26 protein-coding genes are annotated in these 24,931 nt (G+C 71.5%); 8 read left to right on the top strand and 18 right to left on the bottom strand.

Annotation, left to right across the window (positions count from 1 at the left end; all coding sequences use genetic code 11):
• From DEJ02_RS04670 to DEJ02_RS04650, 5 genes are all read right to left on the bottom strand, one after another.
• A complete protein-coding gene (locus tag DEJ02_RS04670; RefSeq protein WP_111032177.1) occupies positions 1–1,446 on the bottom strand; it encodes an NAD(P)/FAD-dependent oxidoreductase in 1,446 nt (481 codons plus the stop codon).
• Between the two features lie 270 nt (positions 1,447–1,716).
• On the bottom strand, positions 1,717–2,385 hold the full coding sequence (locus DEJ02_RS04665; protein ID WP_111032176.1) for a hypothetical protein: 669 nt from the start codon (positions 2,383–2,385) through the stop codon (positions 1,717–1,719).
• 54 nt (positions 2,386–2,439) lie between these two features.
• Positions 2,440–2,967, bottom strand: a complete 528-nt coding sequence (locus DEJ02_RS04660) for a GNAT family N-acetyltransferase (protein WP_181440275.1) — start codon at positions 2,965–2,967, stop codon at positions 2,440–2,442.
• 27 nt (positions 2,968–2,994) lie between these two features.
• Positions 2,995–4,272, bottom strand: a complete 1,278-nt coding sequence (locus tag DEJ02_RS04655) for an ABC transporter permease (RefSeq protein ID WP_111032174.1) — start codon at positions 4,270–4,272, stop codon at positions 2,995–2,997.
• Positions 4,269–4,997 carry an ABC transporter ATP-binding protein gene (locus DEJ02_RS04650; protein ID WP_031260145.1) on the bottom strand — a complete coding sequence of 243 codons (729 nt, stop codon included), beginning with the start codon at positions 4,995–4,997 and terminating at the stop codon, positions 4,269–4,271. The genes DEJ02_RS04655 and DEJ02_RS04650 overlap by 4 nt, the downstream gene beginning before the upstream one ends.
• An 80-nt stretch (positions 4,998–5,077) precedes the next feature.
• Here DEJ02_RS04650 and DEJ02_RS04645 point away from each other — a divergent pair, with 80 nt between their 5' ends.
• On the top strand, positions 5,078–5,707 hold the full coding sequence (locus DEJ02_RS04645) for a TetR/AcrR family transcriptional regulator (protein WP_111032173.1): 630 nt from the start codon (positions 5,078–5,080) through the stop codon (positions 5,705–5,707).
• Positions 5,708–5,788: 81 nt separating this feature from the next.
• Here DEJ02_RS04645 and DEJ02_RS04640 read toward each other — a convergent pair whose 3' ends face one another.
• From DEJ02_RS04640 to DEJ02_RS04605, 8 genes are all read right to left on the bottom strand, one after another.
• Positions 5,789–6,814: a glycine betaine ABC transporter substrate-binding protein gene (locus DEJ02_RS04640; protein WP_071406245.1), complete on the bottom strand. Its 1,026-nt coding sequence runs from the start codon at positions 6,812–6,814 to the stop codon at positions 5,789–5,791.
• Positions 6,811–7,572: an ABC transporter permease gene (locus DEJ02_RS04635; protein WP_111032172.1), complete on the bottom strand. Its 762-nt coding sequence runs from the start codon at positions 7,570–7,572 to the stop codon at positions 6,811–6,813. Before DEJ02_RS04635 ends, DEJ02_RS04640 begins: the two co-directional genes overlap by 4 nt.
• The gene (locus DEJ02_RS04630) at positions 7,569–8,840 is read right to left on the bottom strand and encodes an ABC transporter ATP-binding protein (RefSeq protein WP_111032171.1); all 1,272 of its coding nucleotides are present in this window, start codon (positions 8,838–8,840) and stop codon (positions 7,569–7,571) included. Before DEJ02_RS04630 ends, DEJ02_RS04635 begins: the two co-directional genes overlap by 4 nt.
• Positions 8,827–9,474, bottom strand: coding sequence for an ABC transporter permease (locus tag DEJ02_RS04625; protein ID WP_071245638.1), 648 nt, complete (start codon positions 9,472–9,474; stop codon positions 8,827–8,829). Before DEJ02_RS04625 ends, DEJ02_RS04630 begins: the two co-directional genes overlap by 14 nt.
• A 208-nt stretch (positions 9,475–9,682) precedes the next feature.
• The gene (locus DEJ02_RS04620; protein ID WP_111032170.1) at positions 9,683–10,420 is read right to left on the bottom strand and encodes a DinB family protein; all 738 of its coding nucleotides are present in this window, start codon (positions 10,418–10,420) and stop codon (positions 9,683–9,685) included.
• Positions 10,417–11,028, bottom strand: coding sequence for a hypothetical protein (locus tag DEJ02_RS04615; RefSeq protein WP_027466837.1), 612 nt, complete (start codon positions 11,026–11,028; stop codon positions 10,417–10,419). Before DEJ02_RS04615 ends, DEJ02_RS04620 begins: the two co-directional genes overlap by 4 nt.
• Before the next feature lie 58 nt (positions 11,029–11,086).
• The gene (locus DEJ02_RS04610) at positions 11,087–11,962 is read right to left on the bottom strand and encodes an aminoglycoside phosphotransferase family protein (RefSeq protein ID WP_111032169.1); all 876 of its coding nucleotides are present in this window, start codon (positions 11,960–11,962) and stop codon (positions 11,087–11,089) included.
• 117 nt (positions 11,963–12,079) lie between these two features.
• On the bottom strand, positions 12,080–12,730 hold the full coding sequence (locus tag DEJ02_RS04605) for a ScbR family autoregulator-binding transcription factor (protein ID WP_111032168.1): 651 nt from the start codon (positions 12,728–12,730) through the stop codon (positions 12,080–12,082).
• 90 nt (positions 12,731–12,820) lie between these two features.
• Here DEJ02_RS04605 and DEJ02_RS04600 point away from each other — a divergent pair, with 90 nt between their 5' ends.
• On the top strand, positions 12,821–13,264 hold the full coding sequence (locus DEJ02_RS04600) for a disulfide bond formation protein B (RefSeq protein ID WP_111032167.1): 444 nt from the start codon (positions 12,821–12,823) through the stop codon (positions 13,262–13,264).
• Between the two features lie 54 nt (positions 13,265–13,318).
• Here DEJ02_RS04600 and DEJ02_RS04595 read toward each other — a convergent pair whose 3' ends face one another.
• Positions 13,319–14,476, bottom strand: a complete 1,158-nt coding sequence (locus DEJ02_RS04595; RefSeq protein WP_111032166.1) for a PP2C family protein-serine/threonine phosphatase — start codon at positions 14,474–14,476, stop codon at positions 13,319–13,321.
• Positions 14,473–15,249 carry a ThuA domain-containing protein gene (locus tag DEJ02_RS04590; protein WP_258378658.1) on the bottom strand — a complete coding sequence of 259 codons (777 nt, stop codon included), beginning with the start codon at positions 15,247–15,249 and terminating at the stop codon, positions 14,473–14,475. Before DEJ02_RS04590 ends, DEJ02_RS04595 begins: the two co-directional genes overlap by 4 nt.
• Positions 15,250–15,389: 140 nt before the next feature.
• Between DEJ02_RS04590 and DEJ02_RS04585 the strand changes: the two genes are divergently transcribed.
• The gene (locus DEJ02_RS04585; RefSeq protein WP_111032165.1) at positions 15,390–16,829 is read left to right on the top strand and encodes a DUF4832 domain-containing protein; all 1,440 of its coding nucleotides are present in this window, start codon (positions 15,390–15,392) and stop codon (positions 16,827–16,829) included.
• A 79-nt stretch (positions 16,830–16,908) separates the two neighbouring features.
• On the top strand, positions 16,909–17,364 hold the full coding sequence (locus tag DEJ02_RS04580) for a DUF3817 domain-containing protein (RefSeq protein ID WP_111032164.1): 456 nt from the start codon (positions 16,909–16,911) through the stop codon (positions 17,362–17,364).
• A 127-nt stretch (positions 17,365–17,491) separates the two neighbouring features.
• Here the strand turns inward: DEJ02_RS04580 and DEJ02_RS04575 are convergent, their stop codons facing one another.
• Positions 17,492–19,702: an NADP-dependent isocitrate dehydrogenase gene (locus tag DEJ02_RS04575; protein WP_111032163.1), complete on the bottom strand. Its 2,211-nt coding sequence runs from the start codon at positions 19,700–19,702 to the stop codon at positions 17,492–17,494.
• A 193-nt stretch (positions 19,703–19,895) separates the two neighbouring features.
• On the opposite strand from DEJ02_RS04575, the gene DEJ02_RS04570 reads away from it, so the two are divergent.
• Complete coding sequence (locus DEJ02_RS04570) at positions 19,896–20,075, top strand: hypothetical protein (RefSeq protein ID WP_111032162.1); 180 nt, start codon at positions 19,896–19,898, stop codon at positions 20,073–20,075.
• A 3-nt stretch (positions 20,076–20,078) separates the two neighbouring features.
• Here DEJ02_RS04570 and DEJ02_RS04565 read toward each other — a convergent pair whose 3' ends face one another.
• Positions 20,079–20,573, bottom strand: a complete 495-nt coding sequence (locus DEJ02_RS04565; RefSeq protein WP_071406257.1) for a hypothetical protein — start codon at positions 20,571–20,573, stop codon at positions 20,079–20,081.
• 162 nt (positions 20,574–20,735) lie between these two features.
• Between DEJ02_RS04565 and DEJ02_RS04560 the strand changes: the two genes are divergently transcribed.
• The 3 genes from DEJ02_RS04560 to DEJ02_RS04550 all read left to right on the top strand — a co-directional run bounded on the left by DEJ02_RS04560 (position 20,736) and on the right by DEJ02_RS04550 (position 24,662).
• Positions 20,736–21,854, top strand: coding sequence for a M23 family metallopeptidase (locus tag DEJ02_RS04560; protein WP_111032161.1), 1,119 nt, complete (start codon positions 20,736–20,738; stop codon positions 21,852–21,854).
• Between the two features lie 177 nt (positions 21,855–22,031).
• Positions 22,032–23,306: a hemolysin family protein gene (locus DEJ02_RS04555; protein ID WP_111032160.1), complete on the top strand. Its 1,275-nt coding sequence runs from the start codon at positions 22,032–22,034 to the stop codon at positions 23,304–23,306.
• Positions 23,307–23,750: 444 nt separating this feature from the next.
• A complete protein-coding gene (locus DEJ02_RS04550) occupies positions 23,751–24,662 on the top strand; it encodes a helix-turn-helix transcriptional regulator (RefSeq protein ID WP_071406260.1) in 912 nt (303 codons plus the stop codon).
• Between the two features lie 45 nt (positions 24,663–24,707).
• Here DEJ02_RS04550 and DEJ02_RS04545 read toward each other — a convergent pair whose 3' ends face one another.
• A complete protein-coding gene (locus DEJ02_RS04545; RefSeq protein ID WP_017887883.1) occupies positions 24,708–24,911 on the bottom strand; it encodes a hypothetical protein in 204 nt (67 codons plus the stop codon).
• Positions 24,912–24,931: the final 20 nt, after the last annotated feature.

Genomic DNA, 24,931 nt, shown 5'->3' with positions numbered 1-24,931 from the left:
TCAGCCTTCCGGGGTGAGGTCGACGTCCTCCGGCAGGCCGAAGGTGTGCCGGAGTGCGCTCTTCGCCGCGTGCCACCCGGCCATGCCGTGCACGCCGGGGCCGGGCGCGGAGGACTCGGAGCACAGGTACATGCCGCCGCCCATCCGCCACGGGTCGCTGGACAGGACGGGGCGCTTGACGAGCTGCCAGAAGCTCGCGGCACCGGCGGCGATGTCGCCACCGACGTAGTTCGGGTTGTACTCGCCCATCTGCACGGCGGTGCGGGAGCTCGACGACAGGATCGTGTCGCGGAACCCCGGCGCGAACCGCTCGATCTGGCGGGTGACGGCCTCGGTCGGGTCGACGTCCGACCCCGCGGGGACGTGCGCGTAGGCCCAGAAGACGTGCTTGCCCTTCGGGGCGCGGGTCGGGTCCACCACGGTCGGCTCCGCGCCGAGCACGTACGGGCGCTCGGCGTGCTGGCCGTGCGCCACCGCCCGTTCGGCCTCCGCGATCTCCTGGCGGGTCCCGCCGATGTGCACGGTCCCGGCCTTCCGCAGCGACTCGTTGGTCCACGGCACCGGGTCGGACAGCGCGAAGTCGACCTTCGCCGCCGCGTTGCCGAACCGGAAGCGCCGCAGTGCGCCGTGCTTCGGGGTCGGGATCTGCTTGCCCGCGATCCGGAGCATGCCCGGCACGCTCGTGTCGAACAGCACCGCCTTCGCCGGGGTGAGGTCACCGAGCGACCGGACCTCCTGCCCGGTGACGATGCGGCCGCCGTGCGCGACGAGGTCCGCGGCGAGCGCGTCGACGATCGCCTGGCTGCCACCGATCGGCACCGGCCAGCCGCGGGCGTGCGCGTACGAGCCGAGCGACAGGGCAGCCGCCGCGGTGGACAGGGACGGCAGGTGCTGGATCGAGTGCGCGGCGACGCCGGACACCATCGCCGGGGCGGCCTCGCCGCGGAAGCGCAGGTTCCACGCGGGGGTGCCCTGCTCGAGCGCCCGCAGGCCGAAGCGCAGGACCGTCAGGGGGTGCCGCGGCACGTGCAGCAGCGCGTCGGTCGCGAAGTCGGCGACCTGGTCCGCGTTCTCCGCCAGTGGGGCCATCAGCTGCTTGAAGGCCGGCCCGTCCACCCCGAGCTCGGCGGCGGTGCGGTCGAGGTCCTGGTAGGCGATGCCGGCGCGGCCGCCGTCGAGCGGGTGGCCGTACTGCACCTCGGGCAGGCGGAGCTCGATGCGCTCCTCCATCCGGAACAGCCGGAAGAACTCGGACTGCAGGGCCATCGGGTGCACGGCGGAGCAGACGTCGTGCAGGAAGCCGGGCAGGGTGAGCTCGGCCGTCCGGGCGCCGCCGCCGATCGTGTCGTTCCGTTCGACGACCTCGACCGACAGTCCGGCGCGTGCGAGCGTCACCGCTGCCGCGAGCCCGTTCGGTCCCGCTCCGACGACCACCGCATCAACCATGCACCGAGCCTAGGGACTCGTGACTGCGTGTGGTGTCGGTCAGATCACCGAGGCGCCTGTCGACACCGCCACCCGCTTCCGAGCCAGGACGTCGTCGATACGGTGCGCACCGGTGATGAACGCTGCTGCGTCGGGGTCGATCGTTCGATCATCGCGCCCCTCGTCGCACCCCTCTGAGACAGCAATCGCCCCAGGAGTCCGGCGAGCCGAATGGTCCTGGGGCGTTACTCGATGAGCCTATCGAAGACGGGCCGGTATATCAAGTACCGGTCAGGTGCGCGAGGTGTCGGGGTCGGCCGGGTCCGACTCGTCCTGGTCACCATCGGCGTCGTCGGGCTCGTCGGCGTCGACCGGGGTCGATCCGACGGGGTGCTCGGCGAGCAACTCGGCGAAGTCCTCGTCGAGCATCTGCTGCAGCCGGTCGTCGCGGCCGATCTCGTAGTCGTCCGCCGGGCGCTGGGCCCAGCCGAGCCGCCCGACGACGGTGGTGCCGATGTCGTCCCAGGCGCGGGCCCGCGCGGCGAGCACGATGCCGTCGACGAAGTGCTGGTCGTCGCGCCGCTTGTCGAGCATGGTGGCGAGCTGCTCGTACGTGGCCTCGCGCATCCGGAGCTTCAGGTCGTCGCCCCGCCGGTAGTCGTGCTGGTGGCGGGAACGGCCCTTCTGCTTGCTCGAGGTGGAGCGGATCTCCCGCATGCGTGCCGCGTCGCCCCGCTCTTCCTCGGCCATGCGGTGGAGTTCCTCGCGCGTGGCCTCGGCGATGAGCGCGTGGTCGAAGTACCCCTGGTCACGCAGGGCGTTCGTGATGATGCGGTTGGCCACCGCGATGGTGACGGCGGCCTTCGCGATGAGGAAGCCCTCGTCGACCGCCCGCTTCAGTTCGACCTGGCTGATGGGTCGATCGCGCACGTCGTGGTTGCGTCGTCCGAACAAGGCCATGCTCCGACGATACCGGCGACCGGTGTCGGTCGGCCTGCACGAGGGAGTCGTTCGTCAGAGCAGCAGGCCGTACACCGCGACGTCGACCCGCTCGGGCCCGAGGGGCAGCGCGCCACGCAGGGTGCCCTCGTGCACGAAGCCGAGCCGCTCGGCGAGCCCCCGGCTCCGCGCGTTGTCGACCGCCGTCCGGATCTCCATCCGGGCGGAGCCGCGCGCCCGGGCGACCCCGATCAGCACCGTGGCTGCCCGCCGGACGACACCACGGCCCTCCTGTCCGGCGTCCACCCAGTAGCCGAGCGATGCCTGGCCCAGGTACGGGTCGAACGTCAGCGAGGCCACCCCGACGATCCGGTCGTCCTGGCGGATGACGCAGGGCAGCGCGCGGTCCATCGCGAACTGGCCGAGCAGGCGCTCGGTGTGCAGGGCGATGGTCTCGCGGGTCTGCGGATCCCATGCCCAGGGCTCGGCGGCCCGCAGACGATCGGTGTTGGCGTGCACGAGTGCGAGCACCTGGTCGACCGTCGTCAGGTCGCGCAGCGTCAGCGTGGAGCCGTCACCGAGGTCGCGTCCGAACGTCGTCACCGTTCCGACACTAGGCAGCCCTGCCTGTCACTCGTACCGGAGCGCCTCGATCGGGTTCTGCCGTGCGGCTCGTCGTGCCGGCAGGGTGCCCGCCAGGAACGCGATGAACATCACGACGAGGATGATCGTGGCGACCGACCCCGGCGCGAACTGCATGATCTGCAGCCCCGGCAGGTCCTTGAGGAGCGTGCCGGCCAGGACGTTCGAGATCCCGGTGCCGAGCAGGATCGCGACCCCGGCGCCGATGGCACTGCCGAGGAACCCGATGAACACCGCCTCGAGCGAGAACAAGGTGTAGACCTTGCCGCCGCCCATGCCCATCGCCTTCATCAGGCCGATCTCGCGGGTGCGCTCCTGCACGCTCATGAGCAGGGTGTTGATGATGCCGAAGCCGGCGGCGACGAGCGCGATCACGGCGAAGGCGTTCAGGACCCCGACGATGCCGCTGATGACGGTCTGGAACTGGCCGAGCTGGTCCTGGATGGTCTGGCCGAGGAACCCGTCGTCGGCCAGGGACTTCTTGACCGTGGTCACGGATGCGCCGGTGTCGAGCGTCGCCGTGGCGCTGGCGTAGGACGTCGCGATCGAGTCGGGCTTGCCGATCTCCTGCGCGGCCTGCATGGCGTCGGTCAGTGCGGCGTTCGCCCCGGCACCGCTGCCGAACAGCGACTCGTTCTGCACCCCGACGACGGTGGCGGTGAGCGTGTGCTCCTTGCCCTGGTAGTCGTCGACGGCGATCGTGAGCTCCTTGCCGACGGCGGCCGAGGCGCTGCCGAGCCCCATGTTCTTCAGGTAGTCGGTCGGCAGCATCACCTGGTTGGCGTCGGTGTCGTCGTCGAGCTGCTTGCCGCTCGCCAGGTCGGCGTCGAGCTCGCCGGCGTTGGCCGTGAGCGACACGACGTACTTGCCCTGGTCGCCGTACTCGGCGTACTTCGGTGCGAGGGCGATCGCCGGACGGAGGCTCTTGATGCCGTCCGTCTTCTCGATCGCGTCGACGTCGGACTGCGACAGGTACGAGAACGACGCGGGGCCGCGGTCGACGCTCTGACCGGACGCCTCGGGGTCGTACTTCGCCGGGCCGCTGTCGGTCGAGGTGCTGTCGACCGCCTTCGTGATGGTCAGCGAACCGGTGTCACCGATCGAGGAGACCTGGCTGTCGATGTAGTTGCTGACGCCCGTGCCGATGGCCGAGGTGAGCGTGATCGTGAAGGCGCCGATGAAGATCGCGATGACGGTCAGGGTCGTGCGCAGCTTCGAGCGGAAGGTGTTCGAGACCGCGGTGCGCAGGAGGTCGAGGAAGTTCATGCGGAGTGCCTTCCGTGCGTGGCAGACGCGTCGACCGCGTCGTCGGGTCCGCCGACGATCAGGCCGTCGCGGACGTTCACGCTGCGGTCGCAGCGCGCGGCGAGCTCTTCGTCGTGCGTGACCACGACGAGCGTGATCCCCCGCTCGCGCTGCAGCCCGAACAGCATGTCCTCGACAACCTGCCCGGTGTTCGTGTCGAGGTTGCCGGTCGGCTCGTCGGCGAAGATCACGCTCGGCTCACCGACCAGCGCCCGGGCGATGACCACGCGCTGCTTCTGGCCGCCGGACAGGTCGTTGGCGTCGTTCTTGGCTTTGTCGGCCAACCCGAGGGCGTCGAGCGCCGCCATGCCCCGTCGCTTCCGCTCGGCTCCGGAGACACCGGCGATCTTGAGCGGGAGCACGACGTTGTCGAGCACCGAGGTCTTCGGCGTCAGGAAGAACTGCTGGAACACGAACCCGAAGGTGCTGTTCCGGGTGCGGTTGACCTGCCGCGCTCCGAGCGTCGCCGCGTCGGTGCCGTCGAGCAGCACCTGTCCGGCCGACGGCTTGTCGAGCAGTGCGAGCAGGTGCATCAGCGTCGACTTGCCGGAGCCGGACTTGCCGACGATCGCCAGGCTCTCGCCCTGGTGCACCGCCAGCGACACCCCCTTGAGCGCGTCGAACCGCGTCGCGCCGCGGCCGTAGGTCCTGGCGAGGTCACGGGCCTCGAGCACGGGAGTGGTCATGGGTTCACCGTAGTGTCCGATGCACGACTGCAAGTTTGCGTTTGCTGTAGATCATGTGACGTTCCGGTTACAGTCGGGCCATGCCCGACTCCGCGACGCCGTCAGAACTCGGTCTCCGTGACCGTAAGCGCATCGAGACCCGCAACCGCATCGCCGAGGCGGCTCGGTCCCTGGCCCTCGAGCAGGGCGTCGACGGCACCACGATCGAGCAGATCGCCGCGCGGGCCGACGTCTCCCCGCGGACGTTCTTCAACTACTTCGAGAGCAAGGAGGACGCGGTCCTCGGGCACACCGAGCTCGACCTCGAACCCGCCACCCTCGAGGCGCACCTGGCGGCCGTCTCGGGGGAGCCGGCGGCGCAGGCAGTCGTGGACCTGGCGTTCCTGGTGTTCGGGTCGTCGTTCGGCGACGAGCACGAGCGGCTCGAGCGCAAGGCCGTGATCGTGCGGTTCCCGCAGCTGATGCGTCGGCAGGTCGCGCGGATGACCACCGTTGCCGAGGCGATGACCGGCGCCGTGCGCACGATCCTCGAACGCGACCCGGCCTGGGGCCCGGAAGCCGCGACCCCGCAGGCGGCCGAGATGCTCCTCGGCATGTGCATGACGGGGCTGCGCAGTGCCGCTCGGCACGAGGGTTCCGACCCGGAGCAGGTGCGGGCGGCGGTGGTCGCGTCGATCCGCGACACGGCTGCGCGCATCGCCGCGGCCTGAGACGCGACCACGAACGCAGGGGAGGCACGGTGCCAGCTGGCACCGTGCCTCCTGTCCGTGACGTGGATGCGTCGAGAACGGTCAGGGCTTCGTGATGAAGCCCTCCTTGACCATCCAGTCGAAGGCGACGTCGGCCGGCTCACGCCCCTCGACGTCGACCTGACGGTTGAGTTCCTGCAGCACCGCGTCCGTCAGCTTCGGCGAGATCTGGTCGTAGATCCCCTCGAGCTGCGGGTACTCCTTGAGCGTCTTCGAGTCGATGACGGGCGCGACGTTGTAGGCCGGGAAGAACCCCTTGTCGTCCTCGAGCACCGTCAGTCCGAGCGACTTGATGCGGCCGTCGGTGGTGAAGACCTCACCGAAGTTGCACTTGCCGCGGTCAGTGGCCGTGTAGACCGTGCCGGTGTCGAGGATGCTGACGTTGCTGCTCGGGACACCGTTCGACCCCGAACCACCGAGCTCCAAGCCGTACTTCTTGAGCATCGGCTTGAAGCCGTCGGCACGCGAGTTGAACTCCGACTCCACGCAGAACGTGCGCTGGTCGACCGGCAGCTTGGTGATGTCGGAGAGCGTCTTGACGTCCCCGAGCTCCTTGACGGCCTCGTTGCGGACGGCGAACGCGTAGGTGTTGTTCATCGGCGCCGGCTCGAGCCAGGTCAGCCCGTTGCCGGCGTCCTCCTTCTTCACCGCCGTCCACTGCTCGGTCTTGTCCGGGATCCCCTTCGTGTGCCCCATGAAGGTCAGCCAGGCGGTACCGGTGTACTCGTACGTGAAGTCGGCCGCGTGCGAGGTCATCAGCTCACGGACCGCGACGCTGCCGGGCACGTTCGTCTCGTCGGTGACGTCGAACCCTGCGGCCTTGGCGGCGAGCACGGCGATCTTGCCGAGCACGAGCTGCTCGGTGAAGTTCTTCGACGTCACGGTGATGTGGGCACCGGCCGGCAGGTCGTCGATGCGCTGGATGGAGCCGGCGCCGGCCTCGGGCACGAACGACGTGGCGGGTTGCAGGCCGCACCCGGTCAGGACGAGGGCGGTGGCACCGGCGACGAACGCGGCGGCTCCGACCCGGGTGCGGGTGCGGCGGGTGCTGCGGGTGCGGCGGGTCATCGGAGTCCCTTCGGTCGTGCGACCGTCTCGACCACGCGGCCGAGCCAGTCGATGGAGAGGGCGAGCAGGGCGACGAGCAGGGCCCCCGAGACGAGCACCTTCGGCAGGAACAGCGTCACGCCCGTCGTGATGAGCAGACCGAGTCCGCCCGCACCGACGAAGGTCGCCAGGCTCGCCGTGCCGACGAGCAGCACGAGGGCGGTCCGGATGCCAGAGAGCATCACGGGCACCGCGAGCGGCAGTTCGACGCGCATCAGCACGCTGAAGGCGCTCATCCCCATGCCGCGACCGGCCTCGACCAGGCGGTCGTCGACGCTCTGCACGCCGATCATGGTGTTCCGGAGCACCGGCAGGATCGCGTAGAGCACGAGCGCGATGACGGCGGACGAGCTGTTCAGGCCGAGCCAGGCGGCGAGCAGCACGATGAGGCCGACGGCCGGGGCCGCCTGCCCGAAGTTCGCGACGGCGAGCACGTACGGGCTCGCCCGGCGCAGCGGCCCGCGGGTGAGCACGACGCCCAGCGGGATGCCGATCACGAGCACCAGGACCGTCGACTGCAGGGTCAGCACGAGGTGCTGGCCGGTCAGGGCCAGGATGTCCGCCGGGTTGAGCGTCGTGCGCTCCGTCGGGGTCAGGTCCGCCGTCGCGAGCCACACCGCGAAGCCGGCCAGGACGACCAGGATCGCGATCGGCTGGAAGAGCAGGCCCTTCCACGAGGTGCTCGCACCGGTGGCGGGGCCGGCAGCGACAGCACTCACAGGTCTTCCCCCGTGGGCATCGCAGACACGGGCGACGACGGCATGGTCTCGATCGGGTTCGTGTTGGTGCCGACCGGCGTGTACGCCTGGTCGTCGGCGGCGGTCGCGCGCGAGCGGGTGATCGCCTCCATCACGGTCTCGACGGTGATGACCCCGCGGAACGCGTCGCGACGACCGGTGACGAGTGCAGCTCCGGCGCTCGAGACGAGCATGGTGTCGAGCGCGTCGTTGAGGGTCGCGGCCTCGCCCACGACGGGCAGGCCGGGCTCGACGCCGTCGGGGATGCGGTCGAGGCGCTCGAGCTGGCGGCGCGACGGCCACCCGATCGGGCGCTGGCGGTGGTCGACGACGACGGCGTGCTGGTGCCCGCCGGCCTCGTTCATCCGCTGCAGCACGGCCTTGACCTCTTCGCCGGGCGAGCAGGTCACGGCCGACTCGACCTCGACGTCGCGCACGCGGTTCAGCGTGAGCTGCTTCAGGCCCGCACCGGAACCGATGAAGTTCTCGACGAACTCGTTCGCCGGCTCGGCCAGGATCCGCTCCGGGGTGTCGTACTGCACGATGTGCGCGCCCTCGGTGAAGATGACGATCCAGTCGCCGAGCTTCACGGCCTCGTCGAAGTCGTGCGTGACGATGACGATCGTCTTGTGCAGTTCCTCCTGGATGCGCAGGAGCTCGTCCTGCAGGCGCTGGCGGGTGATCGGGTCGACCGCACCAAACGGCTCGTCCATGAGCAGGACGGGCGGGTCCGCCGCGAGCGCACGGGCCACGCCGACGCGCTGCTGCTGGCCGCCGGAGAGTTCGCGGGGGAACCGGTCGCGGTAGGTGTCGGGGTCGAGCGAGACCAGGTCGAGCAGCTCGTCGACACGCGCCGCGATCTTCTCCTTCGACCAGCCGAGCATCTTCGGCACGATCGCGATGTTCGCCGCGACCGTCATGTGCGGGAAGAGCCCGCCGGCCTGGATCACGTAACCCATGCGGCGGCGGAGCTCGTCGCCGTCGATGCCGGTGACGTCGTCGTCGCCGACGACGATCCGGCCCTGGGTGGGCTCGATCAGGCGGTTGATCATCTTGAGGGTCGTCGTCTTGCCGCAACCGGACGGGCCGACGAGCATGACGATCTTGCCGGCCGGGATCTCGAGCGTGATGCCGTCGACGGCGGGCTTCGACTGCCCGGGGTACCGCTTGGTGACCTCGTCGAGCAGGATGCTGCGCCCGGTGACGTCCCCGTCGGGCGCGGTGGTGGTGGCGGAGTCAGTGCTGGACACGGATACCTCTCGAGATGGTCAGGCGGCCGAGGCCGATGAGGAGCAGGTCGAGGACCAGGGCGAGCAGGACGACGCCGACCACCCCGACCACGACGGAGAACAGGGCGTTGGCACCGCCGAGGCGGGACAGCCCGGAGAAGATGAAGCCGCCGAGCCCGGGGCCGAGCGCGTACGCGGCGATGGCGGCGATGCCCATCACCATCTGCGCGGCAACGCGGACACCGCTCAGGATGATCGGCCACGCCATCGGCAGCTCGACCTGCAGCAGGGTGCGGAACCGGCTCATGCCGATGCCACGCGCCGACTCGACGACGGCAGGCGGGATCTCGGCGAGACCGACGACCGCGTTGCGCAGGATCGGCAGCGCGGCGAAGAAGACGACCGTCACGACCGACGGCAGGACGCCGAAGCCGAGCGGGACGATGAGCAGGCCGATGACGGCGAACGACGGCAGGGTGAGGCCGATGGCCGACACCCCGTTCGCGAATGCGGTCAGGCGCGGGCTGCGGTAGACGAGTGTGGCGAGCACCACGGCGATGACCGTGGCGAGGACGACGCACTGGACGACCAGTGAGAAGTGCTGCCACGATGCGAACCAGATCTGGTTCCATCGCTCCACGACGTACTGGAACACGGGTGGGCGCTCCCCTTCCGGTCGGCTGAACTGCCCACAGATCGGGGCACGAGCTCGGCCAAAGCTACGCAGCAGCTGGACCGGTTGTACAACGCAACCCCACCGAGACGACGGTTTCCCTTGCAGTTGCGAGGATGACAACCCCTGATCAGCAGGGGTTCACCAGGGCGAGCCTGGGAGAACGGTAACGATCGGTCTGCGTGCTCGGCTATGCGCCCAGGCCGCGCAACCCCGCTCGCTCCGCGATGTCGACGAGCTGCTCGCGCCACCGGACCCATTCCTCCGGGGACTTGTCGGCCAGGTTGCCGTCACCGTCCCCGGCCAGGCCGTCGAGCATCTCGCGCACGATGTCGGCGTGCCCCGCGTGCCGGGCGGTCTCGTACGCCATGTGCACCAGGATCCGGTGCAGCGTGACCTCCCGGTGCCCCTCCGGCCACCACGGCACGGTCCCGGTGGCGGTGAGGTCGAGCGACTCGATCGTGGCGTCGGCGTGTTCGGCACTCCGGTGGTGGAAGGCCACGATGTCGGCCATGGTCTCGTCGAGCGAGGCGTACATGTCCTCGCCGTCCTCCGACTCGAGCCAGGCGGGCTGGTCCGGCAACGGCCGCCCGAACACCTCGCCGAAGTAGCCGGCCTGGACCCCGGCGACGTGCTTCACCAACCCGAGGACGTTCGTGCCCGTCGGCGTCACCGGCCAGCGTGCCTGGCGCTCGGCCAGCCCGTCGAGCTTGGCCAGCAGGGCGGCACGGTGCTTCTGCAGGTACCGGTGCAGCGTCCGCTTCACCGCGGCGTCGGCGGCAGCGGCGTCCGCGCCCGCGCCGTCCGCGGCCGCCGCACCGTCGGGGTTCCGCGCCGCCCCTTCGTCCGACAGCAGGGCGTTGCCGCACGCCGCCAGGGTGCTGGTGCTCGCGGGGTGCACCTCGGGGACCGCTTCGACGTCGCTCATGCCCCCGATCGTGCCACCCGGAGCTCCTGCAGGCGCGTCGACTCCTGCACGGCGACCCGTTCGGCCGTCAGCAGCAGGCCGGCGACCTCGGCGCCGGTGCGTGCCGGGGCGTCGTTCCAGCTCGTCAGGTCGCGCACCCGCCCCATCCGGATGTCCGGCGCGGGGCACCACAGCACGGGCTCACCCTCGTCGCGGGCGAGGGCGTGCCACACGACGTCGAGCGCGTGCTGCACCCGGGGAGCGTGCACCGCGTGCGGCCCGCCGGCGGCGGACACGACCGCGCCGACCAGGCAGGCGCCGACGAGCGGCCGGCCCTGCACGTCCATCGCGGCGGCGCTGGAGGCCTTGCGCTCGCGGCCGTGCTCGTCGAGGTAGGCGAACCAGGCGTGCTGGACCCACCCGCGTTCGACGACCGCGCGGGCGTCGGAGAGCAGGTGGACGAGTTCGCCGAGTTCGCGGACCCGGTCGTCGACCCGTCGCGCGCGGGCGGCGGCGCGGCGGTCCGACAGACGGTCGAGCAGGCCGCGGAGACCGCGTCGCTCGGGTCGGACGGGGGCGGGGGAGGCGTCGGTGGCGACGTCGTGCTGGACGCGGAGCTCGAGGGTCATGACGGCCCCTCCGATCGGCTGTGCACGGATGGTGCGGTCACGATAGCCCCGCGGGGACTCAGTCGTCCAGCACCGCGTCGATGCTCCGTCGCGCGACGCTCCGGAAGGCGCGTTCGTCGGCGGTCGCCAGCGCGGACGCGAGCGCGACCGCCCACCCCCGTGCGCGCAGCCAGGTGGCGTCCGGGGCCGCGACGCGCGCCCGGAACGCGGAACGCCCCGGTACGTCGAGCGTCAGCCAGGCGGTGGCGAGGTCGACGGCCGGGTCGCCCGCGGTGACGTCCCCGAAGTCGACCACGGCCGACAGTCGGTCGACACCGTCCGACGAGTCGACGAGCAGGTTGAAGGGGTGCAGGTCGCCGTGCACCCAGACGGGAGGCCCGGCGTGCGCGGGCACGGCCGCTGCGGTCCGCCACAGCGTGGCCAGCTCTCCGGCCCTGTGCACGCCGTGCTCGTCGAGTCGCGTCAGCACGGCGTCGCTCCGCGACACGAGCGGCACCGCACGGAACGGGTTCACCGGGGCGTCGGTCGGGGCGGCAACGTGCAGGAGCCCGACGAACGCGGCGAGCGCCTCGGCGACGGGGACCCCGGCTGCACGTTCACCGATCGCCGTACCGGGCAGCCACGGCACGATGCTCCACGACCACGGGTACCCGAGGGCGGGGCGTCCGGTGCGCACCGGGGCCGGCACCGGGACGACCGATCCGACCCGGGCGGCGATGTCCGGCAACCAGCGCTGTTCGTGTTCGACGAGCCGAGCGGCCAGCTCCCGACGGGGGACCCGGACGGCCAGGTCGTCGCCCAGGCGCAGCACGACGTTGTCCCAGCCGTTCGCGACGACCTCGAGCGGGAGGCCCGCCAGGTCGGGGTGCTGGTCGCGCAGCAGGGACCGGACGAGCGGGACGTCGACGTCGACCTCGGCGGCGGGTGTGGGCACCGCGTCAGGCTAGTGGGCCGCCGGACACATGCCCGCGAACTGGGGCCGGTGCCGCGACACCCTTCTCGGTAGTCTCAGAGGCGAGGTGACGTGGGTGTTTCCCTGGGGGGACCCGCGTCACTCCGGAGCGATGAGCGCGACGAGCCGCGGGATCTCCGGACGCAGCCGTTCGGTGACGAACGCGTCCAGCAGGACCGTCCAGAGTTCCCGCAGGCCCGCGAACAGGTCAGCCCGGCGGGTCATCACGTCCGAGACGGTCTGCACGCCGGTGTAGGCACGGACGACGACCCGGCCGACCAGGTCCGGGTCCCACCGCGGGTCGATCTCGCCCACCTCGACGGCCTGCCGCGCGAACCCGGCGACCACCGTGGTCCAGTCGGTGTACGGGTCCTGCCGCGCGACGTCGCTCGCGGCCACGTCGGTCGACAGCCGCACCCCGGCGCTCACGACGACCTCGGACGTCATCTGGACCGCGAGCCCCTGGCACAGCCACATGATCGACTCGAGCGGGGTGGTGCCCCGGGCCACCGCGGCCTCGCCGTAGCGGCGCGAGATCGCGTGCTGCTCGGCGACGACGGCCCCGGCCATGTCGGCCTTCGACGTGAAGTGGAAGTACAGCGCACCCTTGGTCATCCCGATGCGTTCGGCGATGCCGTCCATCGAGGCACCGACGTACCCGCGTTCGTCGAACTCCGCGGCCGCGCCCTCGATGATCGCCGTGCGGGTCGCGAGCGACCGCTGCTGCCGGGTCGGTCGGTCCTGCGCCATGGGGTCCGATCGTAGTCAGCGCACGCTGCCGCCGGGGTGCACTGGCCGCATTCGGCATGCGTTCGGCCGGGTGCCCTACGGTCGGTCGCCATGGACGGATGGCGGAACCCTGCGCGCTGGGCACGGACGGGACGGTGGCTGCTGCTGCCGATCGCGGTGCTGGACTGGGTCGCGCTCGCGCCGCAGACCATCGTGGTGCTCGCGTTCCTGATCGCCGTCGTCGGGCTCGCCGGCATGGGTGCGGCCCTCGTCGTGCACATGCTCCGTCGGTCCCGTGGGGCGATGGCCGGCCTCGGCGTGGTGATGCTGCTCGGCGGGCTCGTCGTGTTCGGCCTCGACCCGTTCCCGGGCTCGTTCCCGCTCATCCAGTCGTGGTGGCCGGAGTCCATCACGCAGCCGCAGCACGTCGGCAGCGCGTACTGGCAGCTCGCCGGCCTGGGCATCGAGCTGGCCGGGTTCGCCCTGCTCGCGACCCTGCTCGTGGTCTCGCTGACCGGGACCCCGCGCCCGCGGCCGGACCGCTTCCGCTCCTGACGCGCGCGGCACGATCAGCTGGCGCGGCACGACCGGATGGCGCGGCACGCACGCTCAGTGTCGCGTGAGCACCACCAGCGTGACGTCGACCACGGCGTCGGTGGGGACGGCCGTGCGCACCCGTTCGACCACGGTGGCCCCGTCCGGAGCCGAGCGCACCAGCGCGGCGAGGTCGTCCAGGTGCCGGAGCCCGTCCAGCGACAGGACGCCCTGGGTGCAGATCGCCAGCCGGTCCCCGGGTTCCAGGTCGAGCGCGCCGGGCGACCGGGGGATCGACTCCGGTTGCAGCCCGAGCGGCAGGTCGAGCGGGTGCAGGACGCGAGCCGGACCGTCAGCGGGGACGAGCACCGCGAGGCCGTGGCCGGCGTCGCCGAAGTCGACGTGACCCGACGTCGGGTCGAGCCGCAGGTGGAAGAGCGAGCCGACGGCGTCCGCAGCCGACAGGTCGGCGGTGACCTGCGCCTCCAGGCCGACGATCGCGTCCGACATGTCGGTGCCGGTCCGTGCCGCCACGGCACCGCGGACCGCCGCGGCGAGCAGGCCCGACGCCGGGCCGGCGGCGCTCACCCGGCCGACGGTGACGTGCAGCGCACCGTCCGGTGCGACGCGCCAGTCGGCGACGTCACCCCCGCCGTCGTCGTGCTGGGCCACCAGGACGTCGAGGTCGTACCCCGGCACCGCCACCGGGTCCGGCACCAGGCCGTCGAGCACCCGACGGACCCGCCCGCGGTCGATGGCGACGCCGAGCTCGCGCTCCGCCCACCGGGCCAGGTCACCCAGCAGGGCGACGTCGTCCGGCGAGAACGTACGCGGAACCGCGTCCATCAGGCACAGCGTGCCCACCCGGGTGCCGTCGACCATGGTCAACGGTGCGCCCGCGTAGAACCGGATGCCGTGCTCGGCCACCGCCGCCGTGTGCGCGAACCGGGCGTCGAGCGACGCGTCCGGGATCACCATCGGTTCGCGGGTGAGCACCGTCGACGCGCAGAACTGCTCGCTGGCGGGGACACTCGACCCCTGGTGCCAGCCGAAGGTCGACTGCGTGGTGACGAGGTCGTGGTGGACGAGGTTGAGGAAGGTCAACGGGACGTCGAACGCCTCGTGGGCCATGCGGGTGATGCGGTCGAAGCGCTCCTCGGGTCCTGATCCCAAGATGGCGAGCGCCTCGATCACCGCGGTGCGCTTGTCCGCACCGTCGAGATGGTTGGTCACCCGGCCTGTCTACCCCCATCGTCCGACAGGAACCAGTCCCGTGGGTGGGGGTCAGCCGTCAGCTCGCGGCGCTCGGACACCGGGGCGGCCCAGGCGGCGGCGTTCGACAGCACGCGCTGGATGTCCGGGTGGTGGTAGACGGGGTACTCCTGGTCGCCGGGCGAGAAGTAGAAGACCTTGCCGAGCCCCCGGCGGTACGCGACGCCGGAGCGGAAAACCTCGCCGCCCGCGAAGGTCGACAGGAACACCTCTTCGTCGGGGCGCGGGATGTCGAAGTACTCGCCGTACATCTCCTGCCGGTCGATGACGATCGGGTGCGGGACCCCGGCGGCGATCGGGTGCTCGGGCGCGACGGTCCAGACGAGTTCGCGCTCGCCGTCGTTCCGCCACTTCAGCGAGCAGGTCGTGCCCATCAGGCGCTTGAACGGCTTGGAGTAGTGGCCGGAGTGCAGCACCACCAGGCCCATGCCGGCGTGCACGGCGTCGACGACCAGGTCGACGACGGCGTCGCTCACCTCGTCGTGGGCGGCGTGGCCCCACCAGAACAGCACGTCCGTGGTTGCCAGTCGTTCGGCGGTGATGCCGTGGTCGGGTTCCTGCAGGGTGGCGGTGGAGACGTCGGCCCCGGGCTGCAGCTGCCGGAGCGCCTCGGCGATCACGGTGTGCATACCGTCGGGGTAGTGCCCGACGACCGTCGCGTCACCGCGGGTCTCGTGCACGTTCTCGTTCCAGACGACGATGTTCAGGGGACGGTTCTCGGTCGACGGCGACATGGGACCCACGCTACCCGTGATCGCTTTGCGCAGGTCCTGGCGTTTTCTGATCGTTTGGCCTACCTTCAGATCACAATCGCGCAGGCGACGGTGCCAGGGGGTGCCGGTCACCGCCCGCGCCGAGGACAGGGGCTCGTCCGATGCAGCACCGCACCATCACCACCGTCGCACTCGCGGCGGCGCTCGCGCTCGCCGTACCGACCACCGCGTGGGCATCACCCACCGGTCACCACACGAAACGGAGCACGACCACCTCGACCGTGACCTACACGGCGAGCGACGCGGTCATCCCGAACCCCTCGCGCGGGTTCGACCACACCACCGAGACGCACTACCGCGCCGACGGCACCGGGTACACGCCGCTCGACGCCGCGACACTCCGGGGCTACCGGGCCGAGGGCGTCACGCAGGTCGTCCGGGTGTTCTACATGGAGGCGTTCGTCCAGCAGCGGCAACTCAGCCCGGCCTGGCTCGCGCTCGTGCAGCACGACTACGACACCGCGCGCGCAGCCGGCGTGGGTGTGATCACCCGGTTCGCGTACGTCCAGGGTGGCTCGTACCCGTACTCGGCGCCCTACGGTGACGCCGACCTGCCGACCGTGCTCGCGCACATCGAGCAGCTCACCCCGACGCTCCGCCGGAACGCCGACGTCATCCCGACCCTGCAGGGGGGATTCATCGGGCTCTGGGGCGAGGGCTACTACACCGACCACTTCGCGAGCGACCCGGCGAACCCAGGCGTCCTGACCGAGGCCGACAAGGACGCCCGACGACAGGTCCTGCAGGCCGAACTCGCCGCCCTGCCCTCCAGCCGCTCGGTCCAGGTCCGCACGATGCAGATGAAGCAGGACGCACTCCGCACCCCGTCCGGCACGGCCGGGGCGCTCACCCCGGAGCAGGCGCACGACGGATCGGCAGCGTCGCGCATCGGGCACCACAACGACTGCTTCCTCGCCTCGCCGGACGACTTCGGCACGTTCCTGAGCAACCCGCTGTCGCTCGACCAGGACTACCTGGCCGCGGAGTCGCGGTACGTCCCCGTCGGTGGTGAGACCTGCGCCGTGAACGCGCCGCGGACCGACTACCCGTCCGCCTCGGCCGAGATGGCGAAGTACCACTACAGCTACCTCAACCTCGACTACAACAAGGACGTCCTGGCGACCTGGGGTGCGGGGGGCATGACCGACGCCGCGAAGAAGCTCGGCTACCGCTTCACGATGACGTCGAGCACCGCCACCTCGGGCGCGAAGCCGTCGGTGGCGGTGTCGATCCGGAACGACGGCTGGGCGGCGCCGTACAACAGCCGCCCCGTGCAGCTCGTCCTGACCGACGGCGATCGCCGGGTGACCGTGCCCGTGGCCGCCGACGCGTCGTCCTGGCAGCCGGGACGGACCGTGACCGTCCGGGCGTCGCTGGCCGACGTGCCGAACGGGCGCTGGAGCGTCGCACTCGCCCTGCCCGCGCCGGAGGCCTCGGTGGCGGCGGACCCGGCCTTCGCGATCCAGACGGCGAACACCGGCACGTGGGACGCGAGCACGGGTGTGAACCGCCTCGGCCAGACGGTGGTCGTGCGGCACTGAGCGGACCTGCAGCGCGCCCCGGGTCGGACGATCCGGGGCGTTCTGCTGTCTGTCAACCGGGTCCGCCACGATTGACGGCATGACTCCGCGCTCCCTGTTCCGCGCCGCCGCGGTCGCCGAACTCGTGACCTGGACCCTGCTCATCCTCGGGATGGTGCTCAAGTACGGCCTGGACGCCGGCGACTGGGGCGTCCGGATCGGCGGTGGGGTGCACGGCTTCGTGTTCCTGGCGTACCTGGTGGTCACGACGGTCGTCGCGGTGAACCAGCGGTGGTCGTTCGGTGCCCTCGTGCTCGGCTGGGCCAGTGCCGTCGTGCCGTACGCCACGGTGCCGTTCGAGGTCGCGGTCGCCCGCCGCGGCATGCTCGAGGGGTCCTGGCGCCGCTCGCCGGACGCCCACTCCGGCATCTGGGACCGTCTGCTGTTCTTCGTGGTGCGTCGGCCCGCCGTGGCCGCGGGCATCGGGGTCGTGGCCGTCGCCCTGGTCTTCACCGGGCTGCTCGCCGCCGGCCCGCCCGTGCCGTCCCGCGGCTGACGCGACGAGCGCCCACGCGTCACTTCGTGAGCAGCAATGGTCGGGTTCGTGGTGCGGACGCGACCACGGACGGACGGGAGGCCCGGCGCCAGCTGGCACCGGGCCTCCCGTCCGTCGGCTGGTGCGCCTAGAGCGCTGCCAGCGCCGCGTTCAACGTGGCGGACGGGCGCATGACCGCGCTCGTCTTGGCGTCGTCGGGGCGGTAGTAGCCGCCGATGTCGGACGGGTGGCCCTGCACCGAGACGAGCTCGTCGACGATCGTGTGCTCCTGCTCACCGAGCTTCGCCGCGAGGTCCGCGAACGACGCCGCGAGCTCGGTGTCCTGGGTCTGCGCCGCGAGCTCCTCGGCCCAGTACTTCGCCAGGTAGAAGTGGCTGCCGCGGTTGTCGATCGAGCCGAGCTTCCGACCCGGGGACTTGTCCTGCTCCAGGAACGTCCCGGTGGCACGGTCGAGGGTCTCGCCCAGGATCTTCGCCCGCTCGTTGCCCGTCACACCGGCGAGGTGCTCGAGGCTGACCGCCAGCGCGAGGAACTCGCCCAGGCTGTCCCAGCGCAGGTAGTTCTGCTGCACGAGCTGCTGCACGTGCTTCGGCGCGGAACCGCCGGCACCGGTCTCGAACAGGCCGCCACCGCCCAGCAGCGGGACGACGGAGAGCATCTTCGCCGAGGTACCGAGCTCCATGATCGGGAACAGGTCGGTCAGGTAGTCGCGCAGGACGTTGCCGGTGACCGAGATGGTGTCCTCGCCGCGGCGGATGCGCTCGAGCGAGAAGCGCATGGCGTCCTCGGGCGCGAGGATCTCGATCTGCAGGCCCTCGGTGTCGTGCTCGCCGAGGTACTGGCGGACGAGTCCGATGAGGTTCGCGTCGTGCGCGCGGGTCTCGTCGAGCCAGAACACGGCCGGCGTCGCGGAGGCACGGGCGCGGGTGACGGCGAGCTTCACCCAGTCGCGGATGGCGACGTCCTTGGTCTGGCAGGCGCGCCAGATGTCGCCGGGCTCGACGTCGTGCTCGATGACGACGTCACCCGAGGCGGTCGCGACGCGGACCACACCGGCGCCGGGGAGCTCGAACGTCTTGTCGTGCGAGCCGTACTCCTCGGCCTTCTGCGCCATCAGGCCGACGTTGGGCACGGAGCCCATCGTTGACGGGTCGAAGGCGCCGTGGGCGCGGCAGTCGTCGAGCACGGCCTGGTAGATGCCGGCGTAGCTCGAGTCGGGGATGACGGCGAGGGTGTCGTGCTCGTCGCCGTCCGGGCCCCACATGTGGCCCGAGGTGCGGATCATCGCCGGCATCGAGGCGTCGACGATGACGTCGCTCGGCACGTGCAGGTTCGTGATGCCCTTGTCCGAGTCGACCATGGCGAGCTCGGGGCCGTCGGCGATGCCCTGCTTGAAGGCACGCTCGATCTCGGCGCCGTTCGGCAGCGCACCGAGGCCGGCGAGGATCGAGCCGAGGCCGTCGTTCGGGGTCAGGCCCGCGGCGGCGAGGTCGGCGCCGTAGCGCTCGAACACCGACGGGAAGAACGCCTTGATGACGTGCCCGAAGATGATCGGGTCGGAGATCTTCATCATCGTGGCCTTGAGGTGCACGGAGAACAGGATGTCCTCGGCGGCGGCGCGCTGGATCTGCTTCCGCAGGAACGACTCGAGTGCGGCCACGTGCAGCACGGTGCCGTCCACGACCTCGCCCTGCAGGACGGGGATCGACTGCTTGAGGACCTGCTCGCTGCCGTCCTCGGCCACGAAGGTGATCGTCAGGACGTCGTCGGCGGGGGCGATCCAGGACTTCTCGTTCGACCGGAAGTCGTCGACGCCCATGGTGGTGACGTTCGTCTTCGAGTCACGCGACCAGGCGCCCATGCGGTGCGGGTGCTTGCGGGCGTAGTTCTTGACGGACAGGGGTGCGCGGCGGTCGGAGTTGCCCTCGCGCAGCACCGGGTTGACGGCGCTGCCCTGGACACGGCCGTAGCGGGCGCGGACGTCGCGCTGCTCGTCGGTCGTGGCCTCGTCCGGGTAGTCGGGCAGGTCGTAGCCCTGCGCCTGCAGTTCCTTGATCGCGACCTTGAGCTGGGGGATCGACGCCGAGATGTTCGGCAGCTTGATGATGTTCGCCTCGGGGGTCTTCGCCAGGTCGCCGAGCTCGGCGAGGGCGTCGTCCAGGCGCTGCTCGTCGGTGAGCCGCTCCGGGAACTGGGCGATGATCCGGCCGGCGAGCGAGATGTCGCGGGTCTCGACGTCGACACCCGCGGTGCCGGCGAAGGCCTGGATGACCGGGAGGAAGGAGTGGGTGGCGAGGAACGGCGCCTCGTCCGTGAGGGTGTAGATGATCTTGGCCATGCTGGCGGGTACTCCCTTGTTCGACCGTCGGTACGTCCACGGTACTCGTGGCGCAGGATGTCTCGACATCAAGATACATGGCCCCCGCTTCCGCGCGGCAGGTGCTCGGCCGACACCCTGGAGGCGCACTGTCGACACATAGGAACGGAGCGTGGACTGGTCTTCCGCAGCACCAGAGCGAGGGAGAGCGCGCATGACCACCACACGGCAGACCCCGGACGACTTCGGCTGGACCGCGGAGGACCTGCGGTCCGCCTACGCCTCGGACGGCAGCGGCCCCTACCGCTACGCACCGGACGGCTCCGGCCCGTTCTCGTACGACCCCGACGGCTCCGGTCCCTGGCTCGTCGGCCCCGGACCCGACGGAGCCTGAGCCTCAGTCGCCGATCGAGACGCGGAACACCCGGACGCCGGCGGCACGGAGCCCGGCGAGGCCGAGCCGCATGCGCAGGGGCCGGAAGGGCCGACGGAACCCGGACGACGCCGACGCGGCATCGATCTGGTGCAGGACCTCGGACGTCAGGGTGCGCTCGAGCTTCGGCGCCAGGCGGGTCACCCCGGACACCGTGACGACGATGCGGACGGCGTGCGGCGCGAGCATCGGTGCGATGAGCTCGGCGGCCGCCTGCGCCCGGTGGAACGCGGGGTCGTCACCGGGGCGACGGATCGCGATGACGGCCAACGCCGCGTCCCACGTCTCCTCGGGGTCCGGCAGGTCGTCGACCCCGATGACCCGCATCCGCGCGGCGTCGATCCCGGCGCGCACGGCCGCGGCCCGGAGCACGGGGAGGAGTTCCTGGGTACCCGCCAGCACGACGTCGGCCGACGCCAGGTCGACCGTTCCGTACCGCTCACGCGGCGATCGGGCCATGGTGCGGGTCCTTCCGTCGCTTTCCCCTGACCGTACCGATGCGGAGGGCCCGGGGGACGCTTCCGCCCGCGGTGATCAGGCGCCTCCCAGCGCACTCGGTAACGAAAAGATCACGAAAGGGCCTGTACAAAGCGACAGAGTCGTGCAGAATGGTGGGCGGCCATGACGACTGCACCCGAACTCGACCAGCACCCGGAGACCCCGGTGGTGCACCTGTCCCGTCGCGCCGCCCTCGAGGCCGAGCGCGCAGCGGCCCGCGGACCGCAGCGTCGCAGCAAGACGGCGCCGGTCGCGAAGACCGCCAAGCCCGAGAAGCCGACCAAGGCAGCGAAGGTCGCGAAGCCGGCCAAGGCCCCGAAGGTCGCCAAGGCGCCGAAGGCCGCGAAGGTCGCCAAGCCCGTGCAGGCCGTCGTCCTCGCGACCGCGTCCTCGGCCACCGAGCCGGCCGGCCGCCGCTCCGCAACCGCACGCGCCACCACCGAGCACGTCGACGACCGCATCCAGCGCGTCGTCCGTCGCCCCGCACCCAAGGTGACGCGCGTCGCCAGCGCACCCCGGGCCTCCCGGTCGGCCCGCGCCGGACGCATCACGCTCACCAGCGCCGCCGCCGCCATCGCGATGTTCGCCGCCTCGGCGATGCCCGCCCACGCGAGCGCCGGCACCTCGATGGCCACCTCGACCATCGCGCCCGTCGTGCGCACCCAGGACTACGCCGTGACCCAGGCGGTCACGGCCGCCGGGTTCGACCGTGACGGGTTCACCGTCGGCGGCGGCTCGACCGTCACCACGAAGACCGCTGGTTCCGCCGACACCGCGGCGACCGCGGGTGGCGCCGTCTCGTTCGGCGGCGCGGTCCGCTCGCCGTTCCCCGGCCCGGTGCAGATGAGCTCCGGCTTCGGGTACCGCTCGGCACCGTGCGGCGCGTGCTCGTCGCTGCACCAGGGCCTCGACTTCACCCCGGGCATGGGCACGCCGATCGGCGCCGTCGCCGCGGGCAAGGTCCGGGTCTCGGGCACGTACTTCTCGTACGGCAACGCGGTCATCATCGACCACGTGGTCGACGGCCGTCAGGTCTCCACGCTCTACGGCCACATGATCCCCGGCTCCTCGCCGCTCAAGGTCGGCGACACCGTCGCGGCCGGGCAGTTCATCGGGCTCGTCGGGTCCTCCGGCGTCTCGACCGGTGCGCACCTGCACCTCGAGGTCCTGATGGACGGCGTCACGCCGATCGACCCGAAGGCGTGGCTCGAAGCCCGCATCGGTCGCTCGCTCACGCTGTAGCGACCGCGCCCCGCAGCGACCGCTCCCCGCAGCGACCGCTCCCCGTCGCGACCCGGGATCCACAGCCGCTGTCGAGCGGCAGCACGGTGATGTCCCAGTCGGCCTGTGCAGACTCACAGGCATGGACGATCCCCACAGACCGCCCGCCCGTCGTCGATCCGAGGCGGCTGCCCGCTGATGGGCGCCGACACCTGGATCGCCTTCGGGCTCGTCATCCTCTTCGTGCTCGTCGGCGGGGTCTTCGCGGCCGCCGAGATCGCACTCGTCTCCCTCCGCGAATCCCAGCTGCAGCAGCTCGAACGCCGCGGCCCCCGCGGGATGCGGGTCGCCGAGCTCGGCCGTGACCCCAACCGGTTCCTGTCCGCCGTGCAGATCGGCGTGACCGTCGCCGGCTTCTTCTCCGCCGCGTACGGTGCGTCCTCGATCGCACCCGACGTCGCACCGCTGTTCCAGGGGCTCGGCCTCGAGCAGGGCGCGGCCGAAGCCGTCGCGCTGGTGCTGATGACCCTCGTCATCGCGTACCTGTCGCTCGTGTTCGGCGAGCTCGTACCGAAGCGCCTCGCCCTGCAGCGTGCCGAGGGCTTCTCGATGGCCGTCGCCCCGACCCTGGAGCGCTTCGCGGTGCTGATGCGGCCGGTGATCTGGCTGCTCTCGAAGTCCACCGACACCGTCGTGCGACTGCTCGGTGGCGACCCGAACGCCCGCAGTGAGTCGATGAGCACCGAGGAACTCCGCGGCCTGGTCGACGAGCACACCGGCGTCGACGAGCAGGGACGCCGGATCGCCCGCAGCGCCCTGGACGCCGGTGACCGCATCCTGCGCGAGTCGATGCGCCCCTGGTACGACGTCTCGACACTGGACGCCGGCCTCTCCGTCGCCGAAGCCACCGACCAGGCCATCGCAGCCGGGCACACCCGGTACCTCGTGACCTCCGGCGGGCGTGACGAGGTGCGGGGGTTCGTGCACCTCCGTGACCTGCTGCGTCCGGTCGACCCCGCCGCCCCCGTCGCCACGCTCGTCCGGCCGGTGCTCGCACTGCCCGAGACGAAGTCGCTGTCGAGCGCGATCGCGGACATGCGCACCGACGGCCACCAGATCGCCCTGGTGGTCGACGAGTACGGCGGCAGCGCGGGCATGGTCACGCTCGAGGCGCTGCTCGAGGACCTCGTCGGCCGCATCCGCGACGAGTGGGACTCCACCGAGCACGACGAGTCGGTGCTGGCGCACGACGGCGTCGACGGCGCCACGGTACTCGAGGACCTGGCTGCGGACGGCGGCCCGGTCCTGCCGGACGGCGACTACGAGACCGTCGGCGGGCTCGTGCAGGTGCAGCTGGACCGCGTACCCGAGGTGGGCGACGTGGTCCTGGCCGGCGGCCACCGCCTCGAAGTGACCGCCATGGACGGTCACCGCGTCGCGCGGGTGCGCATCGGGGCCGACGCCGCGCCCTGATCGCGGGACAGAGCGGGGGAAGCCCCTGGCGCAGGCGGTCGCAACACCCCGCGGGACGCCGGCGAGCGGTCACAGGCCGTCGTCTACGGCGCCACCAGCCGACAGGTCGCGACCACACGGCGGGCGGCACGCGACGTGTCGCGACCGGTCGGGCACGGCCGGTCACGCAACGGAACGCGACCAGACGGCGTACGGGAGGCGCGTGGCGGGGCCGCCCCGCGCCTCCCGTCCGCTCCGGGCGGTCGCAACACCCCGCCAGACGCCGCGAGCGGTCACAGGCCGTCGACTGCGGCGCCACCAGCCGACAGGTTGCGACGGGACGGCTCACGGCACGCGACGTGTCGTGACCAGTCAGCGACGGCCGGCGGCCCCGCCGCGCCTGACCGGCTGACGGGTACCGCCCGTGCCTGCCGGACGCACGGCCCGGGCACGTACGCTCGTCGCATGGGTATCGACGTGCGCAACGAGATCCGCGACTTCCTGTCCTCCAGGCGGGCGCGGCTCACCCCCGAGCAGGTCGGCATGCCGTCGTTCGGCGGTGGGGTCCGACGCGTGCCCGGGCTGCGTCGGCACGAGGTCGCCATGCTCGCCGGCGTGAGCGTCGACTACTACACGCGACTCGAGCGCGGCTCGCTCAAGGGCGTCTCGGACAGCGTGCTCGAGGGCCTGGCGAGCGCCCTGCAGCTCGACGAGGACGAGCGAGCGCACCTGTGGGACCTCACGCGCCTGGCGAACTCCGGCGCGAAGGTCATGCACCGGAACGTGCCGACCCGCGTGCGCCCCGGCGTGCAGCGGCTGCTCGACGCCATCACCGGCGCACCAGCCTGGGTGCGGAACGAGCGCGGGGACGTCGTCGCGACGAACGAACTCGGCCGGGCGCTCTACGCACCACTCTTCGCCGGTCCCGGACGCCCGGTGAACACCGCACGCTTCACGTTCCTCGACCCGGCCGCCCGCGACTTCTTCCCGGACTGGGCACAGACCGCGAAGGACGCCGTGGCCGTGCTCCGGACCGCCGCGGTGTCGAACCCCTGCGAGCCGGGGCTCATCACGCTCGTCGGTGAGCTCTCCACCCGGAGCGAGGAGTTCCGCGGCTGGTGGGCGGCCCACGACGTCCGGATGCAGCGCACCGGCAAGAAGCGCATCGACCACCCGATCGTGGGGGAGCTGCGGTTGTCGTACGAGGCGCTCGACCTGGTCGCCGATCCCGGCCTGACGCTGTTCTCGTACTCGGCCGAGCCGGGCAGCGAGTCCGAGCGGTCGCTCGCGCTGCTCGGCAGCTGGGCCGCGACGGAGCGGGCCGAGCAGTACGCGGCCCTGCGCGAGTCGGAGTCCGAGTCCGAGTCGGTCGACTGACCTGGCCCGCCGACGGGCAGGTGCGTCAGCGCCGTGGTCGGACCGTCAGGCCTGGGGCGGCACGTCGCCGTCGAACAGCTCCGGCGAGCGCATCCGCTCGATGCGCAGCTGCCGCTCCGTCGCCGACAACCGCAGCACACGGATCGCGGCGAACACGAGCACGATGAGGGCGACGGCCAGCACGGCGAGCGCCAGCACGAACAGGGCGTAGAGGACGACGACGAATCCGAGACCACTGTCTGCGAGCATCCGTCGAACATAGCAGCGCG

The organism is Curtobacterium sp. MCLR17_042, assembly GCF_003234695.1.
Lineage (GTDB): Bacteria > Actinomycetota > Actinomycetes > Actinomycetales > Microbacteriaceae > Curtobacterium > Curtobacterium flaccumfaciens.
The sequence above is the reverse complement of the archived record's forward strand: the minus strand, read 5'-3'. Positions and strand labels throughout refer to the sequence as shown.

Bases quoted from the DNA above. Each gene is read 5' to 3' on its own strand.
- DEJ02_RS04670 (WP_111032177.1), bottom strand. From the start codon at position 1,446: ATGGTTGATGCGGTGGTCGTCGGAGCGGGACCGAACGGGCTCGCGGCA.
- DEJ02_RS04665 (WP_111032176.1), bottom strand. From the start codon at position 2,385: ATGGCCTTGTTCGGACGACGCAACCACGACGTGCGCGATCGACCCATC.
- DEJ02_RS04655 (WP_111032174.1), bottom strand. From the start codon at position 4,272: ATGAACTTCCTCGACCTCCTGCGCACCGCGGTCTCGAACACCTTCCGC.
- DEJ02_RS04650 (WP_031260145.1), bottom strand. From the start codon at position 4,997: ATGACCACTCCCGTGCTCGAGGCCCGTGACCTCGCCAGGACCTACGGC.
- DEJ02_RS04645 (WP_111032173.1), top strand. From the start codon at position 5,078: ATGCCCGACTCCGCGACGCCGTCAGAACTCGGTCTCCGTGACCGTAAG.
- DEJ02_RS04640 (WP_071406245.1), bottom strand. From the start codon at position 6,814: ATGACCCGCCGCACCCGCAGCACCCGCCGCACCCGCACCCGGGTCGGA.
- DEJ02_RS04620 (WP_111032170.1), bottom strand. From the start codon at position 10,420: ATGAGCGACGTCGAAGCGGTCCCCGAGGTGCACCCCGCGAGCACCAGC.
- DEJ02_RS04615 (WP_027466837.1), bottom strand. From the start codon at position 11,028: ATGACCCTCGAGCTCCGCGTCCAGCACGACGTCGCCACCGACGCCTCC.
- DEJ02_RS04605 (WP_111032168.1), bottom strand. From the start codon at position 12,730: ATGGCGCAGGACCGACCGACCCGGCAGCAGCGGTCGCTCGCGACCCGC.
- DEJ02_RS04600 (WP_111032167.1), top strand. From the start codon at position 12,821: ATGGACGGATGGCGGAACCCTGCGCGCTGGGCACGGACGGGACGGTGG.
- DEJ02_RS04590 (WP_258378658.1), bottom strand. From the start codon at position 15,249: ATGTCGCCGTCGACCGAGAACCGTCCCCTGAACATCGTCGTCTGGAAC.
- DEJ02_RS04585 (WP_111032165.1), top strand. From the start codon at position 15,390: ATGCAGCACCGCACCATCACCACCGTCGCACTCGCGGCGGCGCTCGCG.
- DEJ02_RS04580 (WP_111032164.1), top strand. From the start codon at position 16,909: ATGACTCCGCGCTCCCTGTTCCGCGCCGCCGCGGTCGCCGAACTCGTG.
- DEJ02_RS04575 (WP_111032163.1), bottom strand. From the start codon at position 19,702: ATGGCCAAGATCATCTACACCCTCACGGACGAGGCGCCGTTCCTCGCC.
- DEJ02_RS04570 (WP_111032162.1), top strand. From the start codon at position 19,896: ATGACCACCACACGGCAGACCCCGGACGACTTCGGCTGGACCGCGGAG.
- DEJ02_RS04565 (WP_071406257.1), bottom strand. From the start codon at position 20,573: ATGGCCCGATCGCCGCGTGAGCGGTACGGAACGGTCGACCTGGCGTCG.
- DEJ02_RS04560 (WP_111032161.1), top strand. From the start codon at position 20,736: ATGACGACTGCACCCGAACTCGACCAGCACCCGGAGACCCCGGTGGTG.
- DEJ02_RS04555 (WP_111032160.1), top strand. From the start codon at position 22,032: ATGGGCGCCGACACCTGGATCGCCTTCGGGCTCGTCATCCTCTTCGTG.
- DEJ02_RS04550 (WP_071406260.1), top strand. From the start codon at position 23,751: ATGGGTATCGACGTGCGCAACGAGATCCGCGACTTCCTGTCCTCCAGG.
- DEJ02_RS04545 (WP_017887883.1), bottom strand. From the start codon at position 24,911: ATGCTCGCAGACAGTGGTCTCGGATTCGTCGTCGTCCTCTACGCCCTG.